The sequence below is a fragment of the Campylobacter sp. 1569 genome (assembly GCF_024723675.1).
In the GTDB taxonomy this organism is placed as follows: Bacteria; Campylobacterota; Campylobacteria; order Campylobacterales; family Campylobacteraceae; genus Campylobacter_D; species Campylobacter_D jejuni_C.
The window spans coordinates 1-594 of record NZ_JANQDB010000055.1 but is presented as its reverse complement, the minus strand read 5'-3'; the positions used below and the strand labels follow the sequence as shown (position 1 = coordinate 594).

1 pseudogene is annotated in these 594 nt (G+C 20.7%); it reads right to left on the bottom strand.

Annotated elements, in window-relative coordinates:
- Window positions 1-452, bottom strand: a pseudogene (locus CAMP5060_RS08150) (capsular biosynthesis protein); the annotation flags it as partial.
- Window positions 453-594: the final 142 nt, after the last annotated feature.

Here is a 594-nt window from a genome sequence, read left to right as displayed (position 1 = left end):
ACTTTATGAAAAAACCAACAACCAGCTAAATTAAAATCCATTATAGTATCATTATCTATATAAGAAAAATTTCTATCTAGTAAATTTAAGTATTCTTTTTTTTCGTCTTCATTTAAAACAGAAGTTTTTTCAGGCGAATTGATCATATCTATAACATGCCAATACAAGTCATATAATATTAATTTACAAATAAAACTATAAGAAAAATTTTTATATAATATTTCCAAATAGCCATATTTTGGAACAATTAAAAAAAATTCTTTTAATCGTAATTTTAAATTCAAAGTAGAATTTCCTTCTTCCCTTTTCCTATAAAAATATTTTGCATTTGGCAAAAAGGCACTCTTTAGGTTAATATTATCTAACAAATACTCATTTATAAATTTAGCATCTTCGAAATTTGGTTTTAATTTCTCATCAAAATATATTTTATTAAAATACTTAGTATTCATGAAACAGCTAGCAGCAGATAATTGTATAAAATCATTAAGATTGCAATTTTTTTTAATTTGTATACCATTTTTAAATTTAAAACTTAAAGAATGATTATTTTTATATAACTTTTGCTTTTCATGATAAAAAACTATATTACAT